Genomic DNA, 23,329 nt, shown 5'->3' on the forward strand with positions numbered 1-23,329 from the left:
ATGCTTACGATGAGAGTTTTCCTGCGGAAAACTTATAGGAGGATCAATTATGCGTGTGAAATGGAGATTGGTAGCGCAGCTGCAGTACTACAGATTCCTGTTTCTCTTAGGACTCAAAAGCGAAGAAATCTATTACATAGGCGGCAGCGAGGCTCTCCCTCCTCCCCTGACACGCGAAGAGGAAGAATATTTGCTCCAGCGGCTGTCCACCGGAGATGCGGCCATCCGGGCGATGTTGATTGAGCGCAACCTGCGGCTCGTCGTGTACATCGCGCGCAAGTTCGAGAATACGGGCATCAACATCGAGGACCTGGTGTCCATCGGAGCGATCGGTCTGATTAAGGCGGTCAACACGTTTGACCCGGAGAAAAAAATCAAGCTGGCCACGTACGCCTCCCGCTGCATCGAAAACGAAATTTTGATGTATCTGCGGCGGAACAGCAAAATCCGGAGCGAGGTATCCTTCGATGAGCCGCTCAATATCGACTGGGACGGAAACGAGCTGCTGCTTTCCGACGTGCTCGGAACCGAAAATGATACCATTTACCGGAACATTGAGGAGCAGGTCGACCGCAAGCTTTTGCACAAGGCGCTCGACAAGCTGACCGACCGGGAAAGAACCATTATGGAGCTGCGTTTCGGCCTTCAGGACGGGGAGGAAAAGACGCAAAAGGACGTGGCGGATATGCTCGGCATTTCCCAATCCTACATTTCCCGACTTGAAAAACGCATCATCAAGCGGCTGCGCAAGGAGTTCAACAAAATGGTCTAGGCAAAATTTTTATCAGGAATAAAATGACCCTCCAGGGAGATAATGTACATTAGTTTCTCCTTGGGAGGTATATCATCATGACCCGAAACAAAGTCGAGATCTGCGGTGTGGATACTTCGAAGCTGCCCGTCCTGACCAATGTGGAAATGCGGGAGCTGTTCCATGACTTACAGCAAAACAACGAACGTACAGCCAGAGAAAAGCTGGTGAACGGCAACCTGAGACTGGTGCTCAGCGTCATCCAGCGATTCAACAATCGGGGGGAGTTTGTCGACGATTTGTTTCAGGTGGGCTGTATCGGACTAATGAAAGCCATTGATAATTTTGATTTGTCTCAAAATGTGAAATTCTCAACCTATGCGGTGCCGATGATCATCGGGGAAATTCGCAGGTATTTGCGGGACAACAACCCGATCCGGGTATCCCGATCACTGCGGGATATTGCGTACAAAGCGCTGCAGGTTCGTGATTCCTTAACGAATCAAAACTCAAGGGAACCGACGATTTTCGAAATTTCGGAAGTGCTGAACGTCCCCAAAGAGGACGTCGTCTTCGCACTGGATGCCATCCAGGACCCGGTATCGCTGTTCGAACCGATCTACCATGACGGCGGCGACCCGATCTACGTGATGGACCAGATCAGCGACGACAAAAACAAGGACGTCTCCTGGATCGAGGAGATCGCGCTGCGTGAAGCGATGCAGAGACTGGGACAGCGGGAAAAAATGATTTTGTCCATGCGCTTCTTCGAAGGCAAAACCCAGATGGAGGTCGCCGACGAAATCGGCATTTCCCAAGCCCAAGTATCACGTCTTGAAAAATCGGCCATCCAGCAAATGCAAAAGCACGTGAAATCGTGAATAGATGAAGTAAAGCAAGGCGGTCCGCGTTACGGGCCGTCTTTTTTTTATGGGTGAGATGATGGTCTGCTAGCTCGGCTTTCGGGTGAATCCTATGGTCGTCGACTTAAAGTTTCGAGAAACCGTACACAAAGCCCCTTCAAACCAACGCGGAGAGGCTGAGTATTGCGGAGGATTTCGCTTCAAAACATGGGCATTTTGCCCGGCGCCGGCATATATTAATCATATATATTGAACGAGTCTGATGAATAGACTGCTAAAGGAGAGGAACATGTGAATCCAGAACGTTGGGCGGTGGACAGAAACATGAAAATATCCGATTTTCAAACGAAGGATGTCATCAACATCGTGGACGGCAAAAGGCTGGGGCAGATCAGCGATCTGGAGCTCGACCTTCGCCAGGGGCGGATCGAAGCGATCGTCGTCCCAAGCTACAGCAAGTTCAGGGGGCTGTTCGGAGGCGGCAGCGACCTGATCATTCCTTGGAGCAATATCGTCAAAATCGGATCGGATGTCGTCCTCGTCAAGATGGAGGAACTGCGGACGCTCCAGGACGAGAAGGACGCCGCCTCCTACAGAGAGAGAACGGAGCAGGCCGACCGCCGCGGCTACCGGGATGTGTAAGGAAAGGTCTGCTTAGTCAAACCAATCATTTTGGTTTTATGCAAGCCGGGTCCATGTGGTACACTGGAGGTTGAGGTGATTGAAATTGGAACCGTTCAAGTTAAAAGAGGGCGATTCGCGCCCTTCGTTATTTATGCTGGAGCCGTGGGTTCATGAATGGAACGGCATCAGCGCCGGATTTACCGGACGGCATGGCGGCGCGGGAAGCGCGCCTTACGATACGCTTAACACCGCCTTTCATGTGGGAGACCAGCCCGAGACGGTGGTAGCCAACCGCTTGAAGGTTGCGGAAGAGCTGGGCTTTACGCTGGATGACTGGACGTGCGGGGAACAGGTTCACCGGGCGGACATCGCGGTGGTAACGAACGAAGGCCGCGGACGCGGCAGCCGGAACAGAGAATCGGGATTTCAGGATACGGACGGACTTCTGACGAACGTGCCAGGGGTGCTGCTGACGTCGTTTTATGCGGACTGCGTACCGCTATATTTTTACGATCCCGTTCACCAGGCTGTCGGACTGGCCCATGCCGGCTGGAAAGGGACTGTGGCCCGGATCGCCGCGGCTATGGTGGAGAAGATGGGGCAGGCTTATGGCAGCCGGCCAGAGGAGATACGCGCCGCAATCGGTCCGTCCATAGGCTCCTGCTGTTACGAGGTAGATGACAAAGTGATGGGTCATGTACACGATTTAGCAAGTCATTTCCTGGGTAATGAACAGTACTCCCCTGCCGATTTTTACGTTGCCAAACCCGACGGCAAAAGCATGCTGAACTTGAAAGAATTAAATCGACAGATTATGATGAAAGCAGGAATATTGCCGACTCATATCGAATGTACATCATGGTGTACGAGCTGTCGCAACGATTTGTTCTTTTCCTACAGAAAAGACGGCGGAACGACAGGGCGTATGGCGAGTTGGATCGGGCTTAGAGAAGGGGTGAATCTTCCTTGACATTGGAAGAACGGATAAGTGAAGTCAACAAGCGCATCGAGGAAGCCTGCCTTCGCAGCGGAAGATCCAGAGAAGACGTCAATGTGATCGCTGTAACCAAGTACGTGTCGGCATCCATGACAGAAAGGGTGCTGGACAGCGGTTTGACGCATATCGGCGAAAATCGCTGGCAGAACGCCGAGGAGAAATGGAATGCACTTGGTTCCCGCGGGACCTGGCATTTTATTGGACATCTGCAGACCAACAAAGTCAAAGACGTGGCAGGCAAATTCGAATATATACATTCGCTGGACCGGCTTTCGTTAGCCAAAGAGCTGGAGAAAGTAGCGTCAGCCCGGAATCTGGAAATTAAAACCTTTGTTCAGGTTAACATTTCTGGAGAAGATACCAAATACGGTTTGGAGCCGGAGCAGGCCGTCCCTTTTTTGAAAGAACTTCATCAGTTTCCTCATATCAAGGTCGCCGGCTTGATGACCATGGCCCCCTTTGAAGGGGAGGCGGAGGATACCCGGCCCGTTTTTCGCGGGCTGCGGGAGCTAAGAGACGACATAAACCGGCAGGCAATTACGCGAGAGCCATTAATCGATCTTTCCATGGGAATGTCCAACGATTTCGAAGTGGCCATTGAAGAGGGAGCCACCTGGATCCGTTTGGGCTCGATTCTAGTAGGTAAACAGGAAGGGGAATGATGAGCGTGATGAACAAGTTTATGTCTTTTTTGGGATTACAAGAGCAGGAGGAAGTCGTAGAACGGGAGCAGCTGCCGGTGGAGGAAGAAGAAGTTGAAACCCCGAGCATTGAGACACGTAGAAATACTAGAACCAACAATGTGGTCAGCATTCACTCCCAGAAAAATGTAAAGGTCATTTTGCATGAGCCGCATTCGTATGACGAAGCACAGGCCATTGCCGACCATCTGCGTGCGCACCGCACGGTGGTTGTCAATCTGCAGCGGGTCCGTTCGGATCAGGCGCTCCGCATTATCGATTTTCTCAGTGGGACGGTTTATGCCCTGAACGGCGGTATTTCCAAGATCGGCCATAACATCTTTTTGTGCACACCGGATACGGTCGAGATTCAGGGTGCCATTTCGGAATTATTATCCGAGGAACATGATTACAACAGAATGAGGTGAGCCAAGTTTGGCCCAAAACATTGATACGATTTTAACGCTGCTCTTTAACATCTACTTCTACATGATCATCATCTATGTTCTCATGTCATGGCTTCCGAACATTCGCGAGAGCTTTATCGGTGAGCTGCTCGGCAAGCTCGTGGAGCCATACCTGTCCCCTTTCCGCAAAATTATCCCGCCAATCTTCGGCATGCTGGATATTTCCCCGATCGTCGCTCTGTTCGTGCTCCAGTTCGCTATGCAGGGATTGCGGTTCATTATTTTTTCACTATTGTTTTAGGTGACTGAGATGAAATTAGACATCTATGATCACTTTCACCCGGATGAACGCGAGTTTGTGGATCGGGCATGGGAATGGGTCGTTCACGCCGGGGAATATCACGAAGTCAAGCTTACCGATTTTTTGGACCCGCGGCAGGCTTTTATTTTGCAGTCGCTGGTGAACCGACACCCCGACGTTCAGGTGCGCCTGGACGGCGGATATGAGGGAGCGGAACGCTGCCGGGCGCTGGTGGCTCCCGATTACCGGGATTTAAGCCAAGAGGACATGGGACTCAAGGTGCTTAGCATCTACTCCGGGGATCAGAAATTTTTGTCGCTGGAGCATGGCGATTACATGGGCTCCATTCTGGGACTCGGCGTAAAACGAAGCAAAATCGGGGATATCCATGTCCTTGAGGATGGATGCCACACCGTGGTTTGCGAAGAGATCAGTTCGTTTCTCGACATGAACTTAACACAGGTGCACCGGATTCACGTGCTGCGCGAAATTTTGCCGATCGAACAACTGCGGACAAGCCAGGTTGAGCTGGAGCTGCAGGATATTACGGTCGCTTCTTTGCGTTTAGATGGAATTGCTTCTGATGCCTACCGCATCAGCCGGACCAAAGTGGTCGTTCCCATCCGTGCCGGCCGCTGCCGCGTCAATTGGAAAGTCGTCGAGGATCCTTCCTATCTGCTGAAAGAAGGGGACCTCGTATCGATGCAGGGGTTCGGGCGGTTTAAAGTGATCGAGGCGGGCGCCATGACGAAAAAAGGACGGCAGCGCGTAAAAATAGGGAAATTTGTGTAGACCTACAGCAGGAATTGTCTATTTGCTGTCGAAATGAATTATCCAAGAATATTTAAGATATCGTAACTTTTGACCGATACATTTGGGTGAGGCCCATCAGGACCGCTCGTCGACAGGGAAACCTGAACATTTTAGGAGGTGCGCATCAATGCCATTAACACCACTGGATATACATAACAAGGAGTTTGCCCGCCGAATCCGGGGTTATGACGAAGATGAAGTGAACGAGTTTCTCGACCAAGTCATTAAGGATTATGAGAGCGTGATCCGCGAGAACAAGGAACTTCAGGGTCAGCTGGCCTCATTGCAGGAAAGACTTGACCATTTCGTGAACATCGAGGAGACGCTGTCCAAGACCATCATCGTTGCGCAAGAAGCTGCGGATGAGGTGAAGAACAACGCGAAGAAGGAAGCGCAGCTCATCATCAAGGAATCGGAGAAGAATGCTGACCGCATCATTAACGAATCCTTGTCCAAGGCCCGCAAGATCGCGATGGAAGTCGAAGAGCTGAAGAAGCAAGCCTCGATTTACCGTACCCGTTTCCGGACGCTGGTGGAAGCCCAGCTCGAGCTGCTCAGTCAGGATGGATGGGAAGCGCTGGAAACCCGGGAGACGCGCGAAGCGAACGAAGTATACTAGGCTTCTGCTTGGTTGACTTTTGCGGGAAAAAGGAATATAAATATATTCATATCGGTTTTTTTGTAAGTGATTGGGCTAGACTTGAAACGAAATATGAATTCGATGACGGGATAAGTAAGCTTGGGATTTGTTCCCCAGAGAGTTGGCATATGCTGAAAGCCAATGTTCAAACCGAAGCCGAAGATCCTCCCTGAGAAGTGAAGCTGAAACGCAGGTTTGCGTGCGTAAGCCGAACCGGGCCGCCGAACGTTATATCGGCTCCATGCCGGAAGCTTGGCATGGACTGAGGAGTCATTCTTTGATCAATGTGCTTGACCTTGCGGTTCAAGGACGATTGTTGAAAGAATGGAATTAGGGTGGTCACGCGAGCAGAAGCCTCGTCCCTTAGGGGATGAGGCTTATTTTTGTTTTTCGGATCCCCCTAAATCCCCCTTATCCTAAGGGGGACCCCAGAGGGTTCTACCCTCTGGACACCCGAAAGTCTCCGAGGACGGAGCTGGTTGGAGTATTGATGCAATGGTAGGCGAGGTGCCCGGTTCTCCTCCGGCTGCCCCCTTTGGGGGACCGCCTTCGGAACCTCTCATGCGAGATGGGTCTTACGCGGCTCCGCACCGCTCGACCTGGGGCACATGCGCAGGCTGTGTGCCGGGCTTGTGAGGGCAATTTGGAGATATGGGAAAATGCGGACTGGGAATGTTGGAGGAGCGTCTCTTAATTAGTAACTAGGTAACACCAACGTCAAGCGTGCCCATCTTCACTTTGTGGGGCAAAGGAAGATGGGCGGCAAGCGGGGATACGCTCAAGCACATCTAAGTCCGTATCAAATGATGCGCCACGGAGGTTTCCGGGTGTCCAGAGGGCAGCGCCCTCGGGGTCCCTCTTACGAAGAGGGATTTAGGGAGATGGGAAATCTTTTAAAGATTACGAAAGGTTGGATAATCATGCATAAGGTCGATGTCAAAGAAAAAGCGCGCACGAGAGATCAGCGCATCCTGAAAAAATGGAATGAAGAAGGCACCTTCAAAAAATCCATCGAAAACCGTTCGGGCAAGCCGAACTTCGTATTTTTCGAAGGCCCGCCGACAGCCAACGGGGCTCCGCATATCGGGCACGTGCTGGGGCGCGTGATCAAGGATTTTGTGCCGCGTTACAAAACGATGAAGGGCTACCGTGTCGTGCGCAAAGCCGGCTGGGACACCCACGGTCTGCCGGTGGAGCTCGGCGTAGAGAAGCAGCTCGGCATCTCCGGTAAGCAGGATATCGAGAAATACGGCGTGGAAGAGTTTGTGAAGAAATGTAAGGACAGCGTGTTCGAGTACGAGAAGCAGTGGAGAGAGCTGACCGAAGCGATCGGGTACTGGACGGATCTGGACCATCCGTACATCACACTGGAGAACAACTACATCGAAAGCGTGTGGAACATCCTGTCCACGATTCACGGTAAAGGGCTGCTGTACCGCGGACATCGCGTGAGCCCGTACTGCCCTTGCTGCCAGACGACGCTCAGCTCCCACGAAGTGGCGCAGGGCTACGAAGACGTCAAGGATTTGAGTGCTACGGCCAAATTCAAGCTGCATGACAGCGGCGATTATGTGCTGGCCTGGACGACCACGCCTTGGACGCTGCCGTCCCACGTGGCGTTGGCCATGAACCCGGATATGGAATATGCCCGCGTCCAGCAGGAAGACGGCGTCTACATCGTCGCCAAAAACCTGGTGGAAGACGTGATGAAAGGCGACTATACGGTTTTGTCCACACACAAAGGTTCCGAATTTGTCGGACAGAGCTACACGCCGCCGTTTACTTACTTCAAGCCGGAAAAAGGAAACATCATCGTCGGCGCATCTTTTGTTACGGATTCGAGCGGTACGGGGATCGTGCATATGGCGCCGGCCCACGGGGAAGACGACTACAAAACCTGCCGGGAAAACGGCATCAGCTTCGTGAGCGTAGTGAACGCCCAAGGACGCTATACCGATGAGGTTACCGACTTCGCCGGACGCTTCGTGAAAGATTGCGATCTGGACATCGTGAAGATGATGTCGGAAAAAGGAACTTTGTACAGCAAGGAAAAATATGAGCACAGCTATCCGTTCTGCTGGCGCTGTAAGTCTCCGCTTCTCTATTATGCGATGGAGAGCTGGTTTATCGAAACGACGGCCGTCAAGGATCAGCTGATCGCCAACAACAATGGGGTTACCTGGTATCCAGGCCATGTCCGTGAAGGACGCTTCGGCAAGTTCCTGGAAGAGCTGGTGGATTGGAATATCAGCCGTAACCGCTATTGGGGCACGCCGCTGAACGTTTGGGTCTGCGAATCGTGCAAAGGCGAGTTTTCGCCGCACAACTTTGCGGAGCTGAAGGCCCAGGCGGTCGGCGAAATCAGCGACGATCTGGAGCTGCATAAGCCTTACGTCGATGAGGTCAAAGTGCGCTGTCCGCACTGCGAAGGTGGCGTGATGGAGCGGACGTCCGAGGTGATCGACGTTTGGTTCGACAGCGGCTCGATGCCGTTCGCACAGCACCATTATCCGTTTGAGAACGTGGACACGTTCGAGGAGCAGTTCCCGGCGGATATGATCTGCGAAGGGATCGACCAGACCCGCGGCTGGTTCTACAGCCTGCTGGCCGTATCGACTCTATTCAAAGGCGTTGCGCCTTACAAATCGGTCATCGCCACGGGGCATATCCTGGACGAAAACGGCCAAAAAATGTCCAAATCGAAAGGCAACGTTATCGACCCTTGGGACATCATCAACGAATACGGCACGGACGCGTTCCGCTGGGCGCTCCTTTCGGACAGCGCACCTTGGAACAGCAAACGCTTCTCCAAAGGCATCGTCGGTGAAGCCAAATCCAAAGTGATCGACACGCTGGTCAACACGCACGCGTTCCTGACGCTGTATGCGAACATCGACGGCTACAATCCGGCTGAGCATCCGTACCAGCCGTCGGAAAACAAGCTGGACCGCTGGATCCTGTCCCGTCTCAACAGCCTGATCCTGCTGGTGGACAAAGCGCTGGAAAGCAACGACTTCCTCAACTCGGCCAAAGCCATCGAAGGATTCGTCGACGAGCTGAGCAACTGGTACATCCGCCGTTCGCGCGACCGCTTCTGGGGCAGCGGACTCGGAGAAGATAAACTGGCCGCTTACGGCACGCTCACGCATGTGCTGGTCACGCTGGCCCAACTGATGGCGCCGTACACGCCGCTGCTCTCGGAAGATATCTACACGAACCTGACTGGCGGGGAAAGCGTTCATCTGACCGATTATCCGGTTGCCGATGAGGCTCGGATCGACAAGGCGCTCGAGGAAGATATGGAAACCGCCCGCCAGATCGTCGAGCTCGCCCGCAACGTGCGGAACGAAACGGGGATCAAGACCCGCCAGCCGTTGTCCGAGCTGATTGTGTCGCTGGACCGCGATTTTGATGTGGCCGGATACGAGGAGATCATCAAGGAAGAAATCAACGTGAAGAACATCGTCGTGGAGACGAGCGACAGCGGATTCGTCGACTTTACGCTGAAGATGAACCTGAAGGTAGCCGGCAAGAAATACGGTAAAAACATCGGGTTCCTCCAGGGCTTCCTGAAAGCGATGAGTCCGGAGGATACGCGGAACGTCGTCAATACCGGCAGCCTGAACGTCACATCGCCGGATGGAGATGAGCTTCAGATTACGGCTGACGAGCTGCTCGTCGAAAAGCAGGCGAAAGCCGGATTTGCATCGGCTTCGGGCTATGGCATCACCGTTGCCCTCAATACGGAAATTACGCCTGAACTGGAACAGGAAGGCTGGGTTCGCGAAGTGGTGCGTGCTGTACAGGACTACCGCAAAAAGCTCGATCTGCCGATCGAGAAACGCGTCACCCTGGTCCTTGATGCGGATGAAGAATTGACGGCTGCCATCCAGGCGTTTGAGCATGTGCTCCGGGAAAACGTGCTGGTGAACGAGCTTGCGTTCGGGCAAGAAGCCGAAATGGAGCGCGTTGATCTCGCCGGCAAAACGCTGGGTATCCGCATTGCAGGATAATCTGCCTTTTCACCGCCATTGAATGGCAATCGCCGCTTTGGCGCATAATAGCACAACAAACGAACAAACGAGCCTTCTGGCCCGTGCGGAAATGAAAGACCATTTTCGCGCCGGCTTCGGCTCGTTTGTTGTTCATCGGAACGATGGATACCGCGCTGATCCGAGAGGAGAATGCAGAGATGGCGAATAAGAAGGGCATCATTCCCGAATCGGAAGAGGAGAAGCTGAACGTCGTATACCGCTTGACCGTGCGGATTGCCGAGGAATTGGAGCAGGCACGAATTGCGGAATATACCCAGCTTCTGCACAGACCCTTCCGGTTGATTATGTTGAACCTGCTGTCCGGTGCGGCGCGCGGCGTCGGGGTCGCCATCGGGTTCACCTTTTTTGCCGCTACGATTATATATGTGCTGCAGGTGCTGGGAGCGCTCAATCTTCCGATTATCGGAGATTATATTGCCGATATCGTCCGGATCGTCCAGCGGCAGCTTGAGCTGAAAACGTATTAAATGAACCCTTCGTCCTCTTCGCCGAGCTGGTCCATACTGACCCCTTCGCCTTGGTCCATATATTTTCGGTACTCTTGGTTACGGACAAATTCGATCTGATTCCCGTAAATATCGGTGGAGACAAAAGCTTCATACGCCTCAACACAGCCTTCCAGCTCGTCGGAAGCCTCGATCTCGAGCTCGTTGTAGCTGTGGACCTCACGGTCTTCTGCATAAGCCGGGCTGGTGGAGCTGCCGAAGTTTTCTACGATTTGCCACGCGTCTTCGCCGTCGAAACCGTTCTGGTCATCGCGTTCGTCCAGGCTCGTCCGGCCAAAAGGAGGCATCAGAAATTCCTCTTCAACCGGGCGGTAATTCTCGACATGCACTTTTGGAGAATGCTCTTTGCAAAAAGACGTCGTCGGAACGGCTTCCAACCGCTCATACGGGATCGGCTTTCCGCATTCCTCGCAGACGCCATAGGTTCCCTGCTGGAATCGGTCCAGCGCCATTTCAATGCGGTCCATGTGATGGTCATCATGGTCCTGCAGCGTTAAATCGACTTCCCTGGAGTAAAGCTCGGTAGCCACATCGCCGGGATGGTTGTCGATGTTCGAAAGCTCGCCGGTCTGGTCGCGCATGGAGTCTTCCAGGCCGTAATGCTCGTTGCTGTCATCCTTTTGGCGGATGGATTCCTGCTGTTCCTTAAGCATGCTGTGCAAATGATCCAGCTGTGATTGTGTGAGATGCTGCATGACAAAGCCCCTTTCCGCTTCGGATCAACAAAACGATAAAGACGATTTCTTTTCATATCTAGAATGTGCGGATTAAGCCTGTTTTACAGAAGGAAATTGTTTTCGCCATTCCCCGTTTATGGACGGTTTCCGGCGCCCTATGCTACAATAAACAAGTCTTTACATGACGTGAAAGGCTGTGTCCGAGCGGACGGGCCTAATGAATAAGAACGGAGTGACAAATGGCTGTGGTGTACTACTTAATCGCTTTAATCGTGTTTTTGGTGGATCAGGGCGCCAAGTATTTAATTGCCACCAGATTGGAATTAGCAGAGGAAATTCCGGTGATTGGCAACTTTTTTCTGATTACCTCCCACCGGAACACGGGTGCAGCCTTCGGTATTCTTCCCAACCAGCGCTGGTTTTTTATCGTGATTACCATCGTCGTGGTGGTGGCGATTATCTGGTATATGAACCGGGTGAGAAAATCGTCTTCGCGCAAGCTGCTTCCGGTAGCGCTTAGCCTCGTCCTGGGAGGGGCGATCGGCAACTTTCTCGACCGTGCGCTGAACGGCGAAGTGGTGGACTTTTTACAATTCAATTTCGGCAGCTATACGTTTCCGATTTTTAATGTGGCCGACTCCTGCATCGTGATCGGGGTGGCGCTCATTATACTGGATTCGCTGATGGACATGAACCGAACCGAATCGAACAACAAGAGCAATGAAGGGAATGAACCGGTTTGATCGAAGAACAAACATCCGGAGCGGGGGAAAACCCGGAGAGTGCGGATATCAGGGAGTGGGTCGTTGACCCAGTCCATGCCAAAGAACGCATCGATAAATATATTACGGAATCCTGGGAGGAGGACATTTCCCGGTCCCAGGTCCAGCTCTGGATCAGCGCAGGCCACGTGCTTGTGAACGGTCAGCCGGTCAAAGCCAATTATAAGCTGGCGGCGGGCGACCGCTTGGAAGTGACCGTTCCGGAGCCATCCGCCGTCGAGATCGTACCGGAGGACATTCCACTGAATGTCGCTTTCGAGGACAAGGATGTCATCGTGGTCAACAAGCCGCGGGGGATGGTCGTTCATCCTGCGCCCGGGCATGCCTCGGGGACTCTGGTGAATGCGCTGATGTACCACTGTAAGGATTTGTCCGGCATTAACGGGGAGCTGCGCCCAGGCATCGTTCACCGGATCGATAAGGACACTTCCGGCTTGATCATGGCCGCTAAGAACGATATGGCCCACGCCTCTTTGGCCGCCCAGCTCAAAGACCACAGCGTGACCCGGCGCTATTATGCCCTGGTCCACGGCAATGTCAGCCATGATCAAGGAACGATAGACGCTCCGATCGGGCGCGATCCAATCGACCGCAAAATGTATACCGTGACGGAGAAGAACAGCAAACACGCCGTCACCCATTTTACGGTCAAGGAGCGTTTTGGCGACTATACCCTGCTGGAGCTTCAGCTCGAAACCGGGCGGACTCACCAGATCCGGGTGCACATGAAGTTCATCGGCCATCCGCTCGTCGGGGATCCGGTGTACGGACGGAGCAAAGGCATCAAAATGAACGGACAAGCGCTGCACGCCGGCGTGCTTGGATTCATCCATCCGGCAAGCGGCGAATATATGGAGTTCTCAGCGCCGATTCCCGGCGATATGGAGGATCTGCTGACATCGCTGCGCAGCCGTTGAAAGTACAAATCATACGATAATTAGTCCATGGCATTCCGCCATGGATTCCTTCATATTTAGGGGTGTAGAAATTGAAGTAGGAGATGAAAGAATACATGAGTATCGAACAGTACCAGCAAACGTACATTCAGAACAGCTTTGCGGACCGGATCGGCGGTTCCAATTATGGTAAAGACACAGCCATCTATAAATTCGAAAAAATCAAGCGGGCCAAAGCCCAGGCCAAAAAAGACTTCCCGGACGTGGAACTGATCGACCTTGGCGTAGGCGAACCGGATGAAATGGCTGACGCCGGCATTGTGGCCAAGCTTGCGGAAGAAGCGGCCAAGCCGGAGAACCGTGGCTATGCAGATAACGGAATTCCTGAATTCAAGGAAGCGGCGGCCAAATATTTGAAGGAAGTCTTCAACGTGGACGGCATCGACCCGCAGACGGAAGTGCTCCACTCCATCGGCTCCAAGCCGGCCCTGGCGATGCTTCCATCGGTGTTCATCAACCCTGGCGACGTGACCATCATCACTGTGCCTGGTTATCCCGTTCTGGGAACCCACACGAAATACCTCGGCGGGGAAGTATACACCGTTGAGCTGAAGAAGGAAAACAACTTCCTGCCGGACCTGAAGAGCATTCCGGAAGACATTGCTCAGCGTGCCAAGCTGATCTACCTGAACTATCCGAACAACCCGACGGGCGCAAGCGCCACGGTCGAGTTCTTCACCGAAGTGGTGGAATGGGCGAAGAAGTACGACATCGTCGTCGTTCATGACGCTCCTTACGCAGCCCTGACTTATGACGGACTGAAGCCGCTGAGCTTTCTGTCGATTCCAGGTGCGAAGGACGTAGGTGTCGAGCTGCACTCGCTATCCAAATCCTACAACATGACCGGCTGGCGGATCGGCTTTATCGCCGGTAACCCGCTCGTCGTGAAAGCCGTCGGCGACGTGAAGGACAACAACGACTCCGGCCAGTTTATTGCCATCCAGAAAGCGGCCGCTTACGGTCTCGCCCATCCGGAAATTACGGAGAAAATTGCGGAGAAATATTCCCGCCGCCACGATATGCTGGTAGCCGCGCTGAACGAGCTGGGCTTCCAGGCCGAGAAACCGAAAGGCTCCTTCTTCCTCTATGTGGAAGCGCCTAAGGGCATTAAAGGCGGGGTCCGCTTCAATTCCGGCGAGGACTTCTCCCAGTTCCTGATCCGCGAGAAGCTGATTTCCACCGTGCCTTGGGATGATGCCGGCAGCTTTGTCCGTTTCTCCGTCACTTTCGAAGCGAAGGGCCAAGAAGACGAGAAACGCGTCATTGCCGAAATTAAACGCCGCCTGAGCGACGTGGAATTCGAATTTTAATTCAATGTGCAGCAAGATCCGTCCCTGATATGCAGGGCGGATCTTTTTTTTGGCCGCAGCGTTATATCAGCCTGCTGGAGCGGCTGAAGGAACTGGAAACAAGCCCATGATTTTTGCGGCCAAACATGGTAAAGTGGACATAGCAATAAGGGCGCTTGTTTTCGAGAACAAGGCCTGAAGTGGGAGTTGAGCAGCTCTGTTTAAACATTGGAAATGGGATTCGTATGTTGAACATTTGGGCGAATTGCGCAAGCGCCTGTTCTGGATTTTGGGCGCGTTTTTAGTGTCAATGATCGCGGCGCTGTTCGTGGTGGGCGACGTGCTTCACTTCTTGAGGGGCAGGCCGCCGGCCTCGCTGGTCGAATGGAACGCGTTCAGCCCGTGGGAGGGCGTTCGCATGTATATGTACATTGCCGCAGCCCTGTCGCTGGTCGTAGCGGTACCTTTTACGATGCTGCAAATTTGGGCTTTTGCCAAAAAGGGACTGCGCAAGAGCGAGCAGAAAGCGGCGCTAAAGTATGTGCCAGCTGCGTTCGTACTGCTGCTTGTCGGGTTTGCTTTTGCCTATTTTGTCGTGTTCCCGATGGCGTTTCGCTTTACGACGAGTATGACCAAAAACTTGGGATTGGTGGAGACGTACGGCATTGCGCAGTACTTTACGTTTCTGACCAACATCGTGGTTCCGGTGTCGCTTGCCTTTGAGCTGCCGGTGCTGGTGATGCTGCTGACAAGGCTGCGTGTCATCAACCCGGGACTGCTGGGGAAAATGCGTAAAGTCTCGTACATGGTGCTGGTCTTCATCGCGTGCATGATTTCTCCGCCGGAGTTTTTTTCGCATATTTCGGTGTCGGTACCGTTTATTCTGCTGTACGAAATCAGCGTATTGATGTCCAAGCTGGTATACCGCAAGCAAATGCAGACGGATGCGGGGACCAAAGACCGGATGAATTATGGATCTGCCTAAGGCAGGTTCGACCTTGGGTGTTGAAGTGCACTGAGATCAAGTGGAGAAGCTGGTTTATAAATTGGTTTAAGGGAGGACGATTTACGTTATGCTAAGCGATATCGGTTTGCCGGGTTTCATATTGCTGGCCGTGCTTGCGCTGCTGTTATTCGGACCGAACAAGCTGCCTGGACTGGGCCGCTCGGCCGGACGCATGCTGCGGGAATTTAAAAACGAAATGAGCGACATTATGGGCGACTCGCCGCGCCAGAAACGCAGCTCCGCCCAGGAGCCCGTAACGGAACAGGGGCAGCAGCCTCAGGCGGTTCGGACGGAATCCGCCGCATCCTCGCGTTTGCCGGAATAAAATTCCACGGATCGGGAAGGCTAAGCTCGGTTGACAACAGACGTCCAGTCTGTCATAATCTTCTGTAGTTGAATAGCACCTTTAAATCAGTCCCGTGAGACTGGCAAGGTAACGTGAACCGAGGTTCACTTCGCGGCAGCATACTGTCTGCTTTAAGCCGCCCAGAGAATCTCTATGTCTATCAGCGCATGCTGATGGATTCTAACTCCTTGCCTACGGGCAGGGAGTTTTTTTGTTATCTGGGTCCCCACCAAGCATCTAAACAGGCATCACAGCAAAACCTCGCTTAGTGGGGAACCTTCACGGGTCAGCTATTTAAATCCCTTTTAGACGGAAGAAGGAGTGTGGAGCATGAGCAACGAGGTGCATGTCATTATGGATGAAACGGCAATCCGCCGTGCACTGACAAGGATTGCACACGAAATACTGGAGAGGAACAAGGGGATTGAAAATTGTGTGTTCATCGGCATCAAAACCCGGGGAGAATTTCTGGCCCAGCGCATCGCCGGCAAAATTCTCGAAATCGAAGGCACACCGGTTCCATGGGGCGCCGTTGACGTCACCCGGTACCGGGACGACCAGAAAGACAGCACAGCAACTCTGACTGAAGCAAACATCGGCCTGGAAAAGCTCGATATTCATGATAAAAAAGTGATTTTGTTCGACGACGTGCTGTACACGGGACGGACGATCCGCGCCGCAATGGACGCCCTGATGGACTGCGGCCGGCCGCAGATGATCCAGCTGGCGGTGCTGGCGGACCGGGGACACCGGGAGCTGCCGATCCGGCCGGATTATATCGGCAAGAACGTACCGACGGCAAGGTCCGAGCAAATTGAAGTCGCCCTCACGGAAACGGACGGCAAGGACGAAGTGACGATTATGCAAAACCGGGAGGAGAAATAACATGCTAACGATGACGCAGCTGAAGGACCGGAGCCTGCTCGGACTGAAGGATCTGGGCCGCGACGAAATCGAATCGATCATGAACCGGGCCGCACACTGGGAAGCACAGCACGAAAAGCTGGTGCCGGTACTGGCCTCCAAATTCGTAGCCAACATGTTTTTTGAGAACAGCACGCGGACGCGTTTTTCCTTCGAAATGGCAGAGAAACGTCTGGGCGCCCAGGTTCTGAACTTTACGGCGGCTGCTTCAAGCGTAGAGAAAGGCGAATCGATCTACGACACGGTAAGAACGCTCGAATCGATGGGGATTGACGCAGGCGTCATCCGGCTGAAGCCGGCTGGGGTACTGGAGGAGCTGTCCAGCAAAATCTCGGTTCCGCTCATCAATGCAGGGGACGGAAACAATGAGCACCCGACGCAGGCACTGCTCGACCTGTACACGATGAAGAAACGCTTCGGCAGCCTTCAAGGCCTGACGGTGTCGATCATCGGCGACATTAAGCACAGCCGGGTGGCCAGATCGGACCTGTGGGCGCTGCGCAAGTTCGGGGCCGAAGTCAAATTCTGCGCGCCGAATAATATGACGGCACCAGAGCTGGAGCCGTTTGCCAGATACGTAACGATGGAAGAGGCGCTCCGCTCGGATGTGGTCATGATGCTGCGGGTTCAGCTTGAGCGTCATGCGACCGGCATGCTGAAATCGGCGGAGGAATACAGAGCGCAGTACGGATTGACGGAGGAGCGGGCATCCAAATTGTCCAAGCATACACTAATTATGCATCCTGCTCCGGTGAACCGGAACGTGGAGATCGACGATGCGGTTGTCGAGAGTGAACAGTCGGCGATCTTCCCGCAAATGAGCAATGGCGTTCCGATCCGTATGGCTGTCATGGAACGGGCAATGAAATAATCAGGGATATATAGGCATACACAAATTTTATTAATAAATATACACAAAAATGAATTATTATTATACAATAGATTGGAAGCCACAGTGCCAATCAACGACCGGAGGTACTCATGATACAGATCATAACGAACGCCAGCGTACTGAACGAACAAGGGGAACAGGTAAGCAAGCATATCGTCATCGAGGACGGCATCATCAAAACATTGGTGGAACCCGATGCCGACTGGAGTGCTCCCGAAGGGGCGGAAGTGACGGACGCTGCCGGCAAGCTGGTTACGCCCGGCTTGATCGATATGCATGTTCATCTGCGCGAACCTGGATTTGAACATAAGGAAACGATCGAGACCGGGAGCCGCTCGGCTGCCAAAGGCGGCTTCACGACCATCGCCTGCATGCCGAACACGAAACCGGTGACCGACAACCCGGAAACGGTCCAGCTGGTGCTGGAGAAGGCCCGCGAGGCGGGAATCGTGAAGGTGCTCCCTTATGCAGCGATTACGGTACGGGAGCTCGGACGGGAGCTGACGGATTTTGAAGCGCTCAAAGCAGCGGGGGCGGTCGGCTTCACTGACGACGGCGTTGGCGTACAGAATGCCAAGATGATGAAAGACGCCATGCGCCGGGCGAAAGAGCTGAACATGCCGGTGATTGCACACTGTGAAGAGAACTCCCTGGTCGAAGGGGGAAGCGTGACGGAAGGCAAGTTTGCCGAGCAGCACGGACTGATCGGTATTCCGAACGAGTCGGAAGCGATTCATGTGGGGCGGGACATCCTGCTGGCGGAAGCGACGGGCGTGCACTACCATGTGTGCCACGTCAGCACGGAACAGTCAGTCCGGCTGATCCGCCAGGCCAAGGAAGTCGGCATTCACGTCACCGCCGAGGTGTGTCCGCACCATCTGCTGCTGTCGGATGAAGACATTCCGGGGCTGGACGCCAACTGGAAAATGAATCCTCCGCTGCGCTCGCCGCGGGACGTAGAAGCCTGCATCGAAGGGCTGCTGGACGGAACGCTCGACATCATCGTGACGGACCATGCGCCGCATGCGGCGGAAGAGAAAGCAAAAGGCATGGAAATGGCGCCTTTTGGCATCGTTGGTTTCGAGACGGCCTTCCCGCTCTTGTACACCAAATTTGTGGCGACTGGCAAATGGGATCTGGCCATGCTGGTTCAGCGGATGACTTCCGATCCGGCGCGGGTGTTCGGTTTGAACACCGGGCGGCTTGAGGAAGGCGCTCCCGCTGACCTGACGATGATTGACCTGGAAACCGAAAAAGCGGTGAATCCGGAAGAGTTTGCCTCAAAGGGGAGGAACACGCCGTTTACCGGGTGGAAGCTGAAGGGCTGGCCGGTTAAAACCTGGATGGACGGCAAAGTCGTGTTTGAAGCCTAAGACCGGATATAACCGGGCCGGATCGGTTGATACAAAAGAAACAGATATAGATACTACTAGATACTAACTTAACGTAATTTGACAGAGGAGTGAGTGGGATGCAGGCAAGATTGCTGCTGGAGGACGGAACACTGTTTACGGGCAGTGCTTTCGGAGCAGAAGGTGAAACGACGGGCGAAGTCGTGTTTAATACAGGGATTACGGGATATCAAGAGGTGCTGTCGGACCCGTCGTACTGCGGGCAAATCGTCACGATGACGTTCCCGCTGATCGGCAACTACGGCATTACGCGCGACGATTTTGAGTCGGTTGCGCCGTATGTGCACGGTTTTGTCGTACGCCGCCATGAAACGGTGCCGAGCAACTGGCGCGCCGAGTACAGCGTGGATACGCTGCTGAAGGAATACGGGATCGTCGGCATCAGCGACATCGATACGCGCATGCTGACCCGCCTTATCCGCAGCCACGGCACGATGAAGGGGATTCTGACAACATCCGCTCAGTCCGTCGAGGAGCTGAGAGAGCGTCTTGCTGCGAGCACCCTGATGACCGATCAGGTGTCGCGCGTGTCCACGAAGCATACTTACAGCAGCCCGGGCGCTAGAGAGCGGATCGTACTTATCGACTACGGCGCCAAGAGCGGTATTTTGCGCGAACTGACTTCCCGCGGCTGCGACGTGGTGGTTGTTCCGCATGATACGACGGCCGAGGAAATCCGCCGCCTGAACCCTGACGGCATTCAGCTGTCCAACGGCCCTGGGGATCCTAAAGATGTACCGCACGCGATCCAGACGATCAAGGAACTGCTCGGCGAATATCCGATCTTCGGCATCTGCCTGGGTCACCAGCTGTTCGCCCTGGCTTGCGGCGCCGACACCGAGAAGCTGAAATTCGGGCATCGTGGCGGCAACCATCCGGTGAAGGATTTGGCGACGAACCGCTGCTATATCACATCGCAGAACCATGGCTACACGGTTAAGGATGACTCCATTGCCGGCACAGAGCTCGAGGTTACGCATATCAACAACAACGACAAGACGGTGGAAGGGCTCAAACATAAGAAATACCCGGCCTTTACCGTGCAATACCACCCGGAAGCGGCCCCTGGCCCTTACGACAACAGCTATCTGTTTGACGAGTTCTTGAAAATGATTGCCGATCATAAACAGCAAAAACCTGCAAAACCGCGCCAGGCTGAACTGGCTGCAGCCGTGAAAGGAGCACGATAATATGCCTATCAATAAACAGCTTAAGAAAATCCTCGTTATCGGTTCTGGACCGATCGTCATCGGCCAGGCGGCTGAGTTCGACTATGCGGGCACGCAGGCATGCGAAGCACTGAAAGAGGAAGGCGTTGAGGTTGTCCTGATTAACAGCAACCCGGCGACCATCATGACCGACACGAACACGGCGGATAAAGTATACATCGAGCCGATCACCCTGGACTTCGTAACCCAGGTCATCCGCCAGGAGCGCCCGGACGGACTGCTGCCGACGCTCGGCGGCCAGACCGGCCTTAACATGGCGGTGGAACTGGCGAGAGCAGGCGTGCTGGAGCAGGAAAACGTTAAACTGCTGGGCACCCAGCTTCATTCGATCGAAAAAGCCGAAGACCGCGACCTGTTCCGCGAACTGATGCGCGAGCTGGAACAGCCGGTACCTGATAGCACGATCGTCACGACCCTGGAAGAAGCGCTCGACTTCGCCGAAGAGATCGGCTACCCGCTGATCGTCCGTCCGGCGTACACGCTCGGCGGAACCGGCGGCGGCATCTGCGCGAATGAAGAAGAACTGCGTGAAACGGTAAGTTCCGGTATCCGTTACAGCCCGATCGGCCAGTGCCTGATCGAGAAGAGCATTGCGGGTATGAAGGAAGTCGAATACGAAGTCATGCGCGATGCCAACGACAACTGCATCGTCGTATGTAACATGGAGAACTTTGATCCGGTCGGCGTTCACACCGGGGACAGTATCGTCGTAGCCCCGTCCCAGACGCTCTCGGACCGTGAATACCAAATGCTGAGATCGGCGTCGCTGAAAATTATACGCGCGCTGAACATCGAAGGCGGATGTAACGTGCAGTTCGCCCTGGATCCGCACAGCTACCAATACTATGTCATCGAGGTTAACCCTCGTGTCAGCCGCTCTTCGGCGCTCGCTTCCAAAGCGACCGGGTACCCGATCGCCAAGATGGCGGCAAAGATCGCCCTTGGCTACACCCTGGACGAAATCGTCAACCCGGTGACCGGGCAGACATACGCTTGCTTCGAGCCGACGCTGGATTACATCGTCAGCAAAATTCCGCGCTGGCCGTTCGATAAATTCGTGCAGGCGAACCGCAAGCTGGGCACGCAAATGAAAGCGACCGGCGAAGTTATGGCTATCGGCCGCACGTTCGAGGAATCGATCCATAAAGCGATCCGCTCCCTGGAAATCGGAGTGCACCGCTTCTATCTGAAAGGTACGGAAGAGCTGAGCGAGGAAGTGCTCCGCGAGCGCCTCATCAAAGCCGACGACGAGCGGATCTTCCTGATCGCGGAAGCGTTCCGCCGCGGCTACGGCTTGCAGGAAGTTCAGGATCTGACCAAGATCGACTGGTGGTTCCTCGATAAAATCCAGGGGCTGATCGCGTTCGAAGAGCAGCTTCAGGAAGACACGCTTTCTTATGACACGCTGTACCTGGCGAAACGCCGCGGTTTCACCGACCGGGCGATTGCCGAGATCCGCAGCCAGAGCCAGGCCGGAAGTCTGACGACGGAGACGGAAGTTCGCGAGTTCCGCCTCTCGAGCGGTCTGCGTCCGGTCTACAAAATGGTTGACACCTGCGCGGCCGAATTCGAAGCGACAACGCCTTACTACTACTCGACCTACGAGACGGAGAACGAAGTAACGCCGTCCAACAAGGAGAAAGTGGTCGTGCTGGGCTCCGGACCGATCCGGATCGGCCAAGGCATTGAGTTCGACTACTCGACCGTACACGCCGTGTGGGCGATTCAGAAGGCCGGATACGAAGCGGTTATCATCAACAATAACCCGGAAACGGTATCCACGGACTTCAACACGTCGGACCGCCTGTACTTCGAGCCGCTGTTCTTCGAGGACGTCATGAACGTGATCGAGCAGGAGAAGCCGATCGGCGTCATCGTTCAGTTCGGCGGCCAAACGGCCATCAACCTGGCCGGACCGCTGAGCAGAGCGGGCGTGAACATTCTCGGCACCAGCCTCGAAAGCATCGACGAGGCGGAGGACCGCAAGAAGTTCGAGGCGCTGCTCTCGAGACTACAAATCGCCCAGCCGAAGGGCAGCACGGTTACATCGGTCGACGAAGCCGTAGACACGGCCCAATCGCTCGGCTATCCGGTGCTGGTCCGTCCATCCTACGTCCTTGGCGGGCGCGCGATGGAAATCGTCTACTCCGATGAAGAGCTGCTGAGCTATATGGAGCAGGCTGTAAAGATCAATCCGGAGCATCCGGTACTGATCGACCGCTACATGCTGGGTAAAGAGGTGGAAGTCGACGCGATCTGCGACGGCGAAACCGTGGTCATCCCGGGCATCATGGAGCATATCGAGCGCGCGGGCGTGCACTCCGGCGACTCGATCGCGGTATATCCGCCACAGCACCTGGAGGAGCATCTCAAGGAGAAGATCGTATCCATCACGACGCGGATTGCAAAGGAACTGAAAACGATCGGCCTGGTCAACATCCAGTTTGTCATTTACAACGACGAAGTGTATGTCATCGAGGTAAACCCGCGCTCTTCCCGGACGGTACCGTTCCTGAGCAAAGTCACGACAATTCCGATGGCGAACCTGGCCACGCAGGCCATTCTCGGCCGCAAGCTGAAGGACGCAGGCTACAAGGAAGGCCTCTGGCCGGAAAGCGACTACGTTTCCGTCAAAGTGCCGGTGTTCTCCTTCGCGAAGCTGCGCAGAGTCGAGCCGACACTCGGACCGGAAATGAAGTCGACCGGCGAAGTTATGGGACGCGACCTGCAATACGCCAAAGCGCTGTACAAAGGCTTGATCGGCGCAGGCATGAAAATTCCGGCATCGGGTGCGATCATCGTCACCGTGGCCGACAAGGATAAGGAAGAAGCTGTGGAGCTCATGAAGGGCTACAAGCGCCTTGGTTACAAGATCTACGCAACCGAAGGTACGGCTCAAGCTTTGAACGAAGCCGGACTCAACGTAACGACCGTGCAGAAGCTCAGCGACGGCACACCGAACATTCTGGATCTGATCCGCAATGGTGAAGCGCAGTTCGTGTTCAACACCCTGACCAAAGGGAAAACGCCGCAGCGCGACGGATTCCGTATCCGCCGGGAAGCGGTAGAGAACGGCGTAGTCTGCATGACCTCGCTGGACACGGTCAGAGCGCTGATGAATATGCTGGATACCCTCAACTTCTCTTCGCAGGCCATGCCGGCTTTTGCGAACTGAGAAG

The 23,329-nt window shown here is 54.3% G+C and carries 22 protein-coding genes; 21 read left to right on the forward strand and 1 reads right to left on the reverse strand.

Translation table 11 applies throughout. The features are described from left to right. The first annotated feature begins 49 nt into the window (after window positions 1-49). The 11 genes from sigE to ABID47_RS01635 all read left to right on the forward strand — a co-directional run bounded on the left by sigE (window position 50) and on the right by ABID47_RS01635 (window position 10,598). Window positions 50-772, forward strand: coding sequence for an RNA polymerase sporulation sigma factor SigE (gene sigE / locus ABID47_RS01585; RefSeq protein WP_076169860.1), 723 nt, complete (start codon window positions 50-52; stop codon window positions 770-772). 77 nt (window positions 773-849) lie between these two features. Next, window positions 850-1,632: an RNA polymerase sporulation sigma factor SigG gene (gene sigG / locus ABID47_RS01590; protein WP_076169861.1), complete on the forward strand. Its 783-nt coding sequence runs from the start codon at window positions 850-852 to the stop codon at window positions 1,630-1,632. 306 nt (window positions 1,633-1,938) lie between these two features. After that, window positions 1,939-2,256, forward strand: a complete 318-nt coding sequence (locus ABID47_RS01595) for a YlmC/YmxH family sporulation protein (RefSeq protein WP_116231581.1) — start codon at window positions 1,939-1,941, stop codon at window positions 2,254-2,256. Between the two features lie 85 nt (window positions 2,257-2,341). Further along, window positions 2,342-3,208: a peptidoglycan editing factor PgeF gene (gene pgeF, locus ABID47_RS01600; RefSeq protein ID WP_435530594.1), complete on the forward strand. Its 867-nt coding sequence runs from the start codon at window positions 2,342-2,344 to the stop codon at window positions 3,206-3,208. Further along, entirely contained in the window at window positions 3,205-3,897 is a 693-nt protein-coding gene (locus ABID47_RS01605) for a YggS family pyridoxal phosphate-dependent enzyme (protein WP_354494697.1), read from the forward strand. The genes pgeF and ABID47_RS01605 overlap by 4 nt, the downstream gene beginning before the upstream one ends. After that, complete coding sequence (locus ABID47_RS01610; protein WP_076169863.1) at window positions 3,897-4,343, forward strand: cell division protein SepF; 447 nt, start codon at window positions 3,897-3,899, stop codon at window positions 4,341-4,343. The genes ABID47_RS01605 and ABID47_RS01610 overlap by 1 nt, the downstream gene beginning before the upstream one ends. Window positions 4,344-4,350: 7 nt before the next feature. Continuing rightward, window positions 4,351-4,623: a YggT family protein gene (locus tag ABID47_RS01615; RefSeq protein WP_076169864.1), complete on the forward strand. Its 273-nt coding sequence runs from the start codon at window positions 4,351-4,353 to the stop codon at window positions 4,621-4,623. Window positions 4,624-4,632: 9 nt separating this feature from the next. After that, entirely contained in the window at window positions 4,633-5,415 is a 783-nt protein-coding gene (locus ABID47_RS01620) for a YlmH family RNA-binding protein (protein ID WP_354494698.1), read from the forward strand. A gap of 148 nt (window positions 5,416-5,563) precedes the next feature. Next, complete coding sequence (locus ABID47_RS01625) at window positions 5,564-6,055, forward strand: DivIVA domain-containing protein (protein WP_076169866.1); 492 nt, start codon at window positions 5,564-5,566, stop codon at window positions 6,053-6,055. Window positions 6,056-6,996: 941 nt separating this feature from the next. Beyond that, the gene (gene ileS / locus ABID47_RS01630; protein ID WP_354494699.1) at window positions 6,997-10,089 is read left to right on the forward strand and encodes an isoleucine--tRNA ligase; all 3,093 of its coding nucleotides are present in this window, start codon (window positions 6,997-6,999) and stop codon (window positions 10,087-10,089) included. Window positions 10,090-10,268: 179 nt separating this feature from the next. Next, window positions 10,269-10,598, forward strand: a complete 330-nt coding sequence (locus tag ABID47_RS01635; protein WP_354494701.1) for a DUF5665 domain-containing protein — start codon at window positions 10,269-10,271, stop codon at window positions 10,596-10,598. Here ABID47_RS01635 and ABID47_RS01640 read toward each other — a convergent pair. Continuing rightward, the gene (locus ABID47_RS01640; protein ID WP_354494702.1) at window positions 10,595-11,332 is read right to left on the reverse strand and encodes a TraR/DksA C4-type zinc finger protein; all 738 of its coding nucleotides are present in this window, start codon (window positions 11,330-11,332) and stop codon (window positions 10,595-10,597) included. The genes ABID47_RS01635 and ABID47_RS01640 overlap by 4 nt on opposite strands. Before the next feature lie 227 nt (window positions 11,333-11,559). Between ABID47_RS01640 and lspA the strand changes: the two genes are divergently transcribed. The 10 genes from lspA to carB all read left to right on the forward strand — a co-directional run bounded on the left by lspA (window position 11,560) and on the right by carB (window position 23,325). After that, window positions 11,560-12,057, forward strand: a complete 498-nt coding sequence (gene lspA, locus ABID47_RS01645; protein WP_076170153.1) for a signal peptidase II — start codon at window positions 11,560-11,562, stop codon at window positions 12,055-12,057. Between the two features lie 47 nt (window positions 12,058-12,104). After that, window positions 12,105-13,013 (forward strand): RluA family pseudouridine synthase, encoded by a 909-nt coding sequence (locus ABID47_RS01650; protein WP_260869370.1) that lies wholly within the window; start codon window positions 12,105-12,107, stop codon window positions 13,011-13,013. A gap of 95 nt (window positions 13,014-13,108) precedes the next feature. After that, entirely contained in the window at window positions 13,109-14,362 is a 1,254-nt protein-coding gene (locus tag ABID47_RS01655) for an LL-diaminopimelate aminotransferase (RefSeq protein WP_354494704.1), read from the forward strand. Between the two features lie 235 nt (window positions 14,363-14,597). Next, window positions 14,598-15,326, forward strand: a complete 729-nt coding sequence (tatC, locus tag ABID47_RS01660; RefSeq protein ID WP_234489325.1) for a twin-arginine translocase subunit TatC — start codon at window positions 14,598-14,600, stop codon at window positions 15,324-15,326. 88 nt (window positions 15,327-15,414) lie between these two features. Further along, window positions 15,415-15,672 (forward strand): twin-arginine translocase TatA/TatE family subunit, encoded by a 258-nt coding sequence (locus ABID47_RS01665; protein ID WP_354494706.1) that lies wholly within the window; start codon window positions 15,415-15,417, stop codon window positions 15,670-15,672. A 351-nt stretch (window positions 15,673-16,023) separates the two neighbouring features. Continuing rightward, window positions 16,024-16,578, forward strand: a complete 555-nt coding sequence (pyrR, locus tag ABID47_RS01670; RefSeq protein ID WP_251677190.1) for a bifunctional pyr operon transcriptional regulator/uracil phosphoribosyltransferase PyrR — start codon at window positions 16,024-16,026, stop codon at window positions 16,576-16,578. Window position 16,579: 1 nt separating this feature from the next. Continuing rightward, a complete protein-coding gene (locus ABID47_RS01675; RefSeq protein WP_354494708.1) occupies window positions 16,580-17,488 on the forward strand; it encodes an aspartate carbamoyltransferase catalytic subunit in 909 nt (302 codons plus the stop codon). A gap of 110 nt (window positions 17,489-17,598) precedes the next feature. Beyond that, on the forward strand, window positions 17,599-18,882 hold the full coding sequence (locus tag ABID47_RS01680; RefSeq protein ID WP_354494709.1) for a dihydroorotase: 1,284 nt from the start codon (window positions 17,599-17,601) through the stop codon (window positions 18,880-18,882). A gap of 98 nt (window positions 18,883-18,980) precedes the next feature. Beyond that, window positions 18,981-20,111 (forward strand): carbamoyl phosphate synthase small subunit, encoded by a 1,131-nt coding sequence (locus ABID47_RS01685; protein WP_076169875.1) that lies wholly within the window; start codon window positions 18,981-18,983, stop codon window positions 20,109-20,111. Window position 20,112: 1 nt separating this feature from the next. Beyond that, window positions 20,113-23,325, forward strand: a complete 3,213-nt coding sequence (gene carB, locus ABID47_RS01690) for a carbamoyl-phosphate synthase large subunit (RefSeq protein WP_354494710.1) — start codon at window positions 20,113-20,115, stop codon at window positions 23,323-23,325. Window positions 23,326-23,329 lie beyond the last annotated feature (4 nt).

Source organism: Paenibacillus favisporus (genome assembly GCF_040545415.1).
GTDB lineage: Bacteria > Bacillota > Bacilli > Paenibacillales > Paenibacillaceae > Paenibacillus_AQ > Paenibacillus_AQ favisporus.

Bases quoted from the DNA above. Each gene is read 5' to 3' on its own strand.
- sigG (WP_076169861.1), top strand. From the start codon at position 850: ATGACCCGAAACAAAGTCGAGATCTGCGGTGTGGATACTTCGAAGCTG.
- ABID47_RS01610 (WP_076169863.1), top strand. From the start codon at position 3,897: ATGAGCGTGATGAACAAGTTTATGTCTTTTTTGGGATTACAAGAGCAG.
- ABID47_RS01635 (WP_354494701.1), top strand. From the start codon at position 10,269: ATGGCGAATAAGAAGGGCATCATTCCCGAATCGGAAGAGGAGAAGCTG.
- sigE (WP_076169860.1), top strand. From the start codon at position 50: ATGCGTGTGAAATGGAGATTGGTAGCGCAGCTGCAGTACTACAGATTC.
- ABID47_RS01640 (WP_354494702.1), bottom strand. From the start codon at position 11,332: ATGCAGCATCTCACACAATCACAGCTGGATCATTTGCACAGCATGCTT.
- ABID47_RS01685 (WP_076169875.1), top strand. From the start codon at position 18,981: ATGCAGGCAAGATTGCTGCTGGAGGACGGAACACTGTTTACGGGCAGT.
- ABID47_RS01595 (WP_116231581.1), top strand. From the start codon at position 1,939: ATGAAAATATCCGATTTTCAAACGAAGGATGTCATCAACATCGTGGAC.
- ABID47_RS01620 (WP_354494698.1), top strand. From the start codon at position 4,633: ATGAAATTAGACATCTATGATCACTTTCACCCGGATGAACGCGAGTTT.
- ABID47_RS01665 (WP_354494706.1), top strand. From the start codon at position 15,415: ATGCTAAGCGATATCGGTTTGCCGGGTTTCATATTGCTGGCCGTGCTT.
- ABID47_RS01680 (WP_354494709.1), top strand. From the start codon at position 17,599: ATGATACAGATCATAACGAACGCCAGCGTACTGAACGAACAAGGGGAA.
- ileS (WP_354494699.1), top strand. From the start codon at position 6,997: ATGCATAAGGTCGATGTCAAAGAAAAAGCGCGCACGAGAGATCAGCGC.
- ABID47_RS01625 (WP_076169866.1), top strand. From the start codon at position 5,564: ATGCCATTAACACCACTGGATATACATAACAAGGAGTTTGCCCGCCGA.
- ABID47_RS01655 (WP_354494704.1), top strand. From the start codon at position 13,109: ATGAGTATCGAACAGTACCAGCAAACGTACATTCAGAACAGCTTTGCG.
- pyrR (WP_251677190.1), top strand. From the start codon at position 16,024: ATGAGCAACGAGGTGCATGTCATTATGGATGAAACGGCAATCCGCCGT.
- ABID47_RS01675 (WP_354494708.1), top strand. From the start codon at position 16,580: ATGCTAACGATGACGCAGCTGAAGGACCGGAGCCTGCTCGGACTGAAG.
- carB (WP_354494710.1), top strand. From the start codon at position 20,113: ATGCCTATCAATAAACAGCTTAAGAAAATCCTCGTTATCGGTTCTGGA.